Genomic DNA, 7,157 nt, shown 5'->3' on the forward strand with positions numbered 1-7,157 from the left:
CCTGCGCATCGACGTCAGCCCAGCCGGTGGTATTCATCCCATTCAAGTCAATACGTAGTACATCAGACAACCTTACGTCGGATATTGCCACTCGCCCCGATAAGCGCGGCTCAGGAGTTTATTCGCTTCTGGATCATTCAGAATCTGACTGCCGTCCCAATCAACGCTACGTCCGAGTTTCATAGACAACATGCCCAGCAAGGCCATATTCGTTGATCGATGGCCAATTTCGATATCGGAAATAGGTGGTTTATTCGTCTTGATACTATCGAGGAAATTGGCCCAGAGTTGGGCGATGTTCTGGTCGTCAGGCTTGTTAAGCTGCGCGTCCTGATGAATCGTAGGCTTTTTCGGATCGGATGGATAGAATGTCCAGCCGTCGAGCCAGCCCATATGAAAGGTGCCTTCGGTCCCGTAAAAATAAACGCCCACGGCCTGTTGCGGATGCGTTTTCTCGGCGGTGTTACCGGCAAAAGCACGTTGTTCCCATATCGCCGTAAAACCTTCAAACTCATACGTAGCAACCTGATGATCTGGCGCATCCGTACTATCCTTCCGTATCGGCCGTCCACCCGTAGAGTAAATCTTACGCGGGTGTTTCTCGTCCGTCCACCATAAAATCTGATCCAGCCAGTGAATTCCCCAGTCACCGAGCGTACCGTTGGCGTAGTCCAGGAAGTTACGCCAGCCTCGGGGGTGCATAGCCGGGTTATAGGCACGTAGCGGAGCCGGTCCGCACCACATGTTCCAGTCCATTTCTTTGGGAGCTTCGCCATCAGGCGTAGGCTGGCCAGCACCACCGCCATAATACACAAACGCCCGCGCCATGCCAATTTTGCCCGCTTTCCCGGATTTCAAGAAGTCCATCCCCGATACGTTGTGGGGAGATACGCGTCGGTGCGTCCCAACCTGACAGATACGTCCGGTTTGCCGGGCAGTTTTTACCATCGCCTTCCCTTCGTTGATAGTATGACTGATGGGTTTTTCCACGTAGACATGTGCTCCCGCCTGCATGGCTGCAATGGCAATGAGCGGGTGCCAATGGTCGGGCGTAGCAACGATAACAATTTGCGGCTTTTCGGTGGACAGCATCTCGCGATAGTCGCGGTAGAGTTTAGGCCTATCCGAGGTCAGTTTAGTCAGTTCATCGCTGGTTTTTTGCAACTGACGGGTGTCAACGTCGCACAGGGCTACTATTTTTGATTCACCGGCCTGTACAGCGCACCGCAGAATATTGGTTCCCCACCAACCTGATCCAACTAAAGCGGTGCGATATTTCTGCGTCGGTTGACGCGTAATAAAAGCCCGTACCTGAACTGGGTCAGTGATAAGAGTGGCTCCGGCCAGAGCAGATGTCTTTAAAAAATCAGAACGATTCATCGGGTAACGAACGGTTTGCAGTTATGACGTTGAGAGGCCATTTCAGGGCCCTGTCTTTTAGCAAAGATGAATCCGTTTCTTTTTTACCGTCAGGTAGTCAAGTAGGCCAGCACGGGTTTACTGGCTAAGGCCTGTACCAGCAGGAACGTAACGTAGAGAACATAAAAAGCAGCCAATAGAATCACCAGACGTGGTCGGCGGGCAACGTAGCAGCTAAATAAGGGAATTAACTGAAGAGCATGCATACCAAAGAAATGAGCTACCCGTAGATCGCCGTAGCGCGTACTCCAGTTAACGACGGGTAAACCAGGGCCACCATCCGGTTCTCCTACCGTATGGCTCAGCCGGATGGCCATCACAAATCCTTCAAACGCGAAGATGACAAACACCAGAATTCCTAATCGAATGCCCCACAGATACGTCAAATCAACTGGGCTGGGCGTATGCCTGAAAAATAAATAACCAATGTAGCCCGTCCAGACAGTCATTACGACGATAGCCAGTCCCATGACGTTGAAAAGCCGGGCGTCGACAAAAGACATAACATTAAAGTGTGATAATTTGCCCAGAGCCGCCTGCCCGGTGATAATTACTAACTCAATGATCATCGCAACGACAACCACCCAACTGTAGATACGTACTTTTCGGCGTTGCGGGAGCAGACCGGTATACCAGGCCATTGTCCAGCAGAAAATCCAAATGGATACAAAGAATTTGGTGGGCTTAATAAAGGCGTTAATGCCCAGCACCTGTTGCGTCGTTGACAGTGACAGGACCACACAAACAAGTCCACCGATCAGTGAGATGAGCCCGAATCCGTACAAAACTGCATTGCGACTTTTGAGTGTTGATAAGAACGCATTCATAGTCGTAGGATTCTCAAATCAGCTAAGCGGACAGGTTTCGAGTACGTACCACACGAATCATCCAGTACAATAGCAAACCGACTGGCCCCAGCATAAAGCAAAAAAACAGCGGTAGCACAATCAACCAATGGGGAATGGCCTTTTCCTGCGAATCGCGTAAAACAAACGTACCGGCCACCAGATCGAAGGCGAGGTAGTGCACCCAACCGGCCAGCATAACGCCATCACCTCCGTTCGCGAATAAATTCTTCACGCCGGGCAGCGAACCAAATGATGCGAAATCGACAGGGCCTCCGCTAAACAAATAAATGCTGTAAACCACACCGAGGCCCGCTGGAATCAGATACGAGTTTATCAACCATTTGGTAGCAGACCAGCGCGGGGCAAAAATCATCAACAACCACTGCGGTAGTACGAACAGATTCGCCAGGTTAAAAACAGCTTCAGGAGTCATGGAGGAAGGATAGTTTAAGTAGCCGGGAAGAATTTAGACACAGAACCGTAAGGAACACAAAGCAGTAAATAGGTCAATAGCAATCAATTATCTATTCTGTGATCCCTGTGGTTCTGTGTTCGCTACTTCTATCAATTGACAACCTTCGCCTGTCCTAACACACGTAGCAGATTACCACCCCAGATTTTGGCAATGTCGGCTTCGGAGTATTTCCGGCGAACGAGTTCGGTGGTTAAATTTTCAATCTGACTGACATCTTCCAGCCCATTGACGCCCCCGCCCCCATCGAAATCAGAGCCAATGCCAACATGGTCGATACCCACTAGTTTAACAATATGATCGATGTGATCGGCAATGTCAGACAAACTGGCCCGCTCCGACGCATACACCTTTGACACCGAATCGCTCATGGCCGCAATTTTGGCCTCCATGTCAGGCGAAGGCACTTTACCCACCCGCGACATTCTGATTTTGGTTTTGGCTGCTCGGTGCGCATCAGATGGTTTTTTGAGATAGTCACTCACAAAATTCACCTGCACCACGCCCCCTTTAGCGGCAATAGCCCGAATCATGTCATCAGTCATGTTACGTGGAAAATCGCACAGAGCCCGGCAATTGGAATGCGACGCAATAACGGGCGCTTTCGATAAAGCGAGTGCATCATAGAACGTACTGTCGGCCACGTGCGATACGTCGATCATGATACCAAGCCGATTCATTTCGGGCACCACCTTCTTGCCAAACTCACTCAAGCCACCGTACATGGGCCCATCCGGGTCCGTTGATGAATCGCCGATCAGGTTATTGGCGAAGTGCGTCAAGGTAATGTACCGACAGCCCAGATCATAATACGTCTTGAGCATCGCTATATCACTACCGATTGGGTAGCCGTTTTCCATACCGACAAAAACGGCCCGCTTCCCTGCTTTCTTTATCCGATAAGCGTCCTCGGGAGACGTAGCCAGCTCGGCCAGATTGGGGTATTTTTTGAGTGCTTTATGAATCAGATCAAATTGGTTCAGGGCGTTTCGCTTCGCTTCGGCATGGCCAGAATCAGTGCGTGGGCCCTGCGACGTATATACGGCAAAAAACATAGCATCCATACTCCCTTGCTTCATCCTTGGGAAATCAATTTGAGAGCCATCCCGCTTGGTATCATGGGCTGCACCAACATCAAAACCGGGCTTTTGCATCATAATAGGTGCATCAGCGTGCGTATCGAGCGTTAACACCTTTTGATGAATTTTATGCGCTTTTTTAGCAACCGGATCATCCCCGCCCGACAGGTGCGACAAAAATGAACTTAATCCAAGCAGAGCAGAAAAAAAATAAGGTAGCATAGTTTCTCAGGTTGTATAGAGTCGAATGACACGGCGTCGAAACTAAACTACGCATTGCCCACCGAAATGACAAACTTTCAACTCAACCCTGCCGTTATGGCGTTACCTTTACAATTACAATAAAGACTGATAGACTGAGTGAATGAATAGCAGTATTGGTCCATTCACTCAGTCTATCAGTCTCTCATTTACTATGGCTGTTGTTCCCTACAAAGATAAAAACACCTCCAAGCGCGAGCAGGTGGCCGAGATGTTCGATAACATTTCGCCTAAGTATGACTTGTTAAACCATTTGCTGAGTGGTGGTATCGACATTTTATGGCGCAAACGGGCGATTCGCGAGCTCAGATCCAGCCGCATCGGTGGACCGAAATCCCCTGCGCTTAGTCATAAAACCATCCTAGACATTGCCACCGGAACCGGCGATTTTGCCTTGGAAGCTTTGGCACTAAAGCCCGAAAAAATCGTTGGTGTCGACATTTCAGAGGGAATGCTGGCAATCGGTCGGGAGAAAATGAAGAAGCGGGGCGTCGATCATATTATCGAAATGCGGGCGGGCGATTCAGAAGGATTACCGTTTGCAGACAATGAATTCGATGCTGTCATCGTTTCGTTTGGTGTACGCAACTTCGAGAATTTGCTCAAAGGTCTAACCGATATGCATCGCGTAACGCGCCCCGGCGGTGTGTGTGTGGTGCTGGAGTTCTCGAATCCGCGTCAGTTTCCGTTCAAACAATTATACGGTTTTTACTCCCGGACTATTTTGCCACTCATTGGACGCATGGTGAGTAAGGACACATCGGCTTATAGCTATCTACCCGAATCGGTGCAGGCTTTTCCCGACGGTCCCGACTTCCTGCGAATTTATGAAGCAGCCGGATTTATCAATACCAAATGGATACCGCTCACCTTCGGCGTTGCATCAATTTATATAGGTCACAAGCATTTATGACAAATCGCGTTTCTGGCTACGTACTACGTTCAGGCTTTGCTACTCTGATGCTGCTCGTACTGGTTCAGGCCAACAGCCAGGCACAAACCTCCTACAAATACGTACGGAAGCATCTTGAACGCTATGACGATAAGACCATTCATTACGGCTTTTTCTTCGCCGCTCCCATTAGTCGATTTAGCGTTACACATAGCCCGGCGTTTTTAGTCGCCGATTCGGCTTACCGGATCTATTCTCCTAATAAAGGGAATTTTCGGGTTGGCTTTGTCATCAACGCTTTTCTAAACGACCGCTTCGATTTTCGGTTTACGCCTTCAGTCACCCTTATGAGTCGGCAGGTACAGTACGATTATCCAAACAGTGAATCGAAAACGGAAACCCGCGAATCAACCTGGCTTGACTTTCCAATGCTGCTGAAATACAAATCCGAACGACGTAACAACAGTCGAATGTACTTACTGGCGGGCGGAACCTTTAGCTTTGAAACGAATGTGCGGAAAAACGAAACTCAGGGCCAGAGTCGGCTCAGCACTGGTAACGTAGATTTCGCGCTGGAATATGGTGTTGGCTTTGAGCAGTTTTTTGAGTTTTTCAAATTCGCTCCCGAACTACGCTTTTCGCACGGCCTAGTCAATCTTTATCGGCCCACGAACAATGCGGCAGGCATTGGCATCAATAAGCTGACAACACATTCTGTAACATTATACCTAAATTTCGAGTAGACATTACGTACCACTGGCTATCAGACACTTGCAAAAAACTTTACTTTTTTTTGCCTTTAAGCTTGCAAAAAGCCTCTACAGCCTTTTATATTTGCACTCCCAAACGCAACAGCGAAACGGAATAAAGGGAGTTTAGCTCAGCTGGTTCAGAGCATCTGCCTTACAAGCAGAGGGTCGGCGGTTCGAACCCGTCAACTCCCACCATTGAAAATCAAAGAGTTACATCATAAATGATCGTAACTCTTTTTTGTTGGTGCACATTTCGGTGTACAAAAACGGTTTCAATGATCAAGATAAATCAACACTACTTCTCTTTTCCTCAAGGACAAAAACACAAATTGACTCCGTAGCTCAGTTGGTAGAGCAATTGACTCTTAATCAATGGGTCGACGGTTCGAGCCCGTCCGGGGTCACTTTTCCCTCTAGCCACTTGCTGCAATCCAGTGAGTGGCTTTTTGATCTCACTCGCTAAAACCCCTTTTTTCTGTCTGGTAATTGTAAAGGCCTTATATAGGAGTTTACCACCTTACCACCCAAGATTTGGCCGCATTAAACTGGTGGAACCGGTCGGTAAGTGGCAGCAATAACGATGAGATATAAGCCAGGAATGATTTGTAAATATACTAATCGGTCAGTAAGCCCATTAGGTTATCATCTTTGGTAATCGTTAACAACACATGTAACCATCCTCTTCTATGTCTACTTACAGTATCACCATTACGTTAGATAACCAAACAATTGATCAATTACAATCAAAAGGATATACTTTGTATGCCTTCAAAGCAGTACAGGCGTATGATCAAGTCCAGCCACTCGTATGGCTATCTAATAATCATTATTCTCCTACTACCACTATAAGCTGGCAGGATCGGCTTACTGCTTTCACGTCTAATTCTCAGCTAAGTAATGGCGCAGTTGTTCAGACAAGCGCTACTTACAACATGGATCTAGGTCAAATGCTTCAGGTAAACAACAATGGATACGGTACTGTAACAATGGGCCAGCCAGGCCAGATAACCATTCAAAATGCCACGTTTTCCCCATTGACTTGTGGGTTAGGCCAGCCCATTCAGCAATCGCCTAATGCACTAATTTGCGCTTCTCAGGCCTACCCAAATTCTAGCCTATCACTAGCGCCTGTTAACAAAGTGCTCTTATTGTTTTCCACCACTCCCAGCCAGCCAGGTACGGTTACCCAGCGTGCAGCAGCGAACGGAATATTTCTAGATTTAAACGGTATAACCAACTCAACGGTCAGCTACAATCTTAACCAAGGGTGGTCTAATTCATCCGTCCCTTCGCAATTAGTTCAAGCTGGCCAATCACTAGCACAATTGCTAATACAGGGCTAACGATGATACCATCCTGACTCGTCCTAAAATAGGTTGACAGGTTATTGACTGTTTTTCTTTTTAGCAGCGCTCATTTAAGTGGGCGCTGCTT

At 48.0% G+C, this 7,157-nt stretch carries 7 protein-coding genes and 2 tRNA genes; 5 read left to right on the top strand and 4 right to left on the bottom strand.

Features of this window, described 5'->3' with window-relative positions; genetic code table 11:
* Positions 1-72 precede the first annotated feature (72 nt).
* The 4 genes from IC230_RS25610 to IC230_RS25625 all read right to left on the bottom strand — a co-directional run bounded on the left by IC230_RS25610 (position 73) and on the right by IC230_RS25625 (position 4,040).
* The gene (locus IC230_RS25610) at positions 73-1,380 is read right to left on the bottom strand and encodes a Gfo/Idh/MocA family protein (protein WP_191041911.1); all 1,308 of its coding nucleotides are present in this window, start codon (positions 1,378-1,380) and stop codon (positions 73-75) included.
* Positions 1,381-1,469: 89 nt separating this feature from the next.
* On the bottom strand, positions 1,470-2,246 hold the full coding sequence (locus IC230_RS25615) for a hypothetical protein (RefSeq protein WP_191041912.1): 777 nt from the start codon (positions 2,244-2,246) through the stop codon (positions 1,470-1,472).
* Positions 2,247-2,268: 22 nt separating this feature from the next.
* Positions 2,269-2,700 (bottom strand): ABA4-like family protein, encoded by a 432-nt coding sequence (locus IC230_RS25620; RefSeq protein WP_191041913.1) that lies wholly within the window; start codon positions 2,698-2,700, stop codon positions 2,269-2,271.
* Positions 2,701-2,831: 131 nt separating this feature from the next.
* Entirely contained in the window at positions 2,832-4,040 is a 1,209-nt protein-coding gene (locus tag IC230_RS25625; RefSeq protein ID WP_191041914.1) for a dipeptidase, read from the bottom strand.
* A 193-nt stretch (positions 4,041-4,233) separates the two neighbouring features.
* On the opposite strand from IC230_RS25625, the gene ubiE reads away from it, so the two are divergent.
* The 5 genes from ubiE to IC230_RS25650 all read left to right on the top strand — a co-directional run bounded on the left by ubiE (position 4,234) and on the right by IC230_RS25650 (position 7,066).
* Positions 4,234-4,992: a bifunctional demethylmenaquinone methyltransferase/2-methoxy-6-polyprenyl-1,4-benzoquinol methylase UbiE gene (gene ubiE / locus IC230_RS25630; RefSeq protein ID WP_191041915.1), complete on the top strand. Its 759-nt coding sequence runs from the start codon at positions 4,234-4,236 to the stop codon at positions 4,990-4,992.
* A complete protein-coding gene (gene porT, locus IC230_RS25635; RefSeq protein ID WP_223860840.1) occupies positions 4,989-5,714 on the top strand; it encodes a type IX secretion/gliding motility protein PorT/SprT in 726 nt (241 codons plus the stop codon). Before ubiE ends, porT begins: the two co-directional genes overlap by 4 nt.
* Positions 5,715-5,840: 126 nt before the next feature.
* A tRNA-Val gene (locus IC230_RS25640) sits at positions 5,841-5,918 on the top strand.
* A 136-nt stretch (positions 5,919-6,054) separates the two neighbouring features.
* A tRNA-Lys gene (locus IC230_RS25645) sits at positions 6,055-6,127 on the top strand.
* 282 nt (positions 6,128-6,409) lie between these two features.
* Positions 6,410-7,066: a hypothetical protein gene (locus IC230_RS25650; protein ID WP_191041917.1), complete on the top strand. Its 657-nt coding sequence runs from the start codon at positions 6,410-6,412 to the stop codon at positions 7,064-7,066.
* Positions 7,067-7,157 lie beyond the last annotated feature (91 nt).

It is taken from the genome of Spirosoma validum, assembly GCF_014699035.1.
GTDB classification, from domain to species: domain Bacteria; phylum Bacteroidota; class Bacteroidia; order Cytophagales; family Spirosomataceae; genus Spirosoma; species Spirosoma validum.

What these genes read in the sequence shown, in the direction of transcription:
- IC230_RS25610 (WP_191041911.1), bottom strand. Translation starts at nt 1,380, where the DNA reads ATGAATCGTTCTGATTTTTTAAAGACATCTGCTCTGGCCGGAGCCACT.
- IC230_RS25615 (WP_191041912.1), bottom strand. Translation starts at nt 2,246, where the DNA reads ATGAATGCGTTCTTATCAACACTCAAAAGTCGCAATGCAGTTTTGTAC.
- IC230_RS25620 (WP_191041913.1), bottom strand. Translation starts at nt 2,700, where the DNA reads ATGACTCCTGAAGCTGTTTTTAACCTGGCGAATCTGTTCGTACTACCG.
- IC230_RS25625 (WP_191041914.1), bottom strand. Translation starts at nt 4,040, where the DNA reads ATGCTACCTTATTTTTTTTCTGCTCTGCTTGGATTAAGTTCATTTTTG.
- ubiE (WP_191041915.1), top strand. Translation starts at nt 4,234, where the DNA reads ATGGCTGTTGTTCCCTACAAAGATAAAAACACCTCCAAGCGCGAGCAG.
- porT (WP_223860840.1), top strand. Translation starts at nt 4,989, where the DNA reads ATGACAAATCGCGTTTCTGGCTACGTACTACGTTCAGGCTTTGCTACT.
- IC230_RS25650 (WP_191041917.1), top strand. Translation starts at nt 6,410, where the DNA reads ATGTCTACTTACAGTATCACCATTACGTTAGATAACCAAACAATTGAT.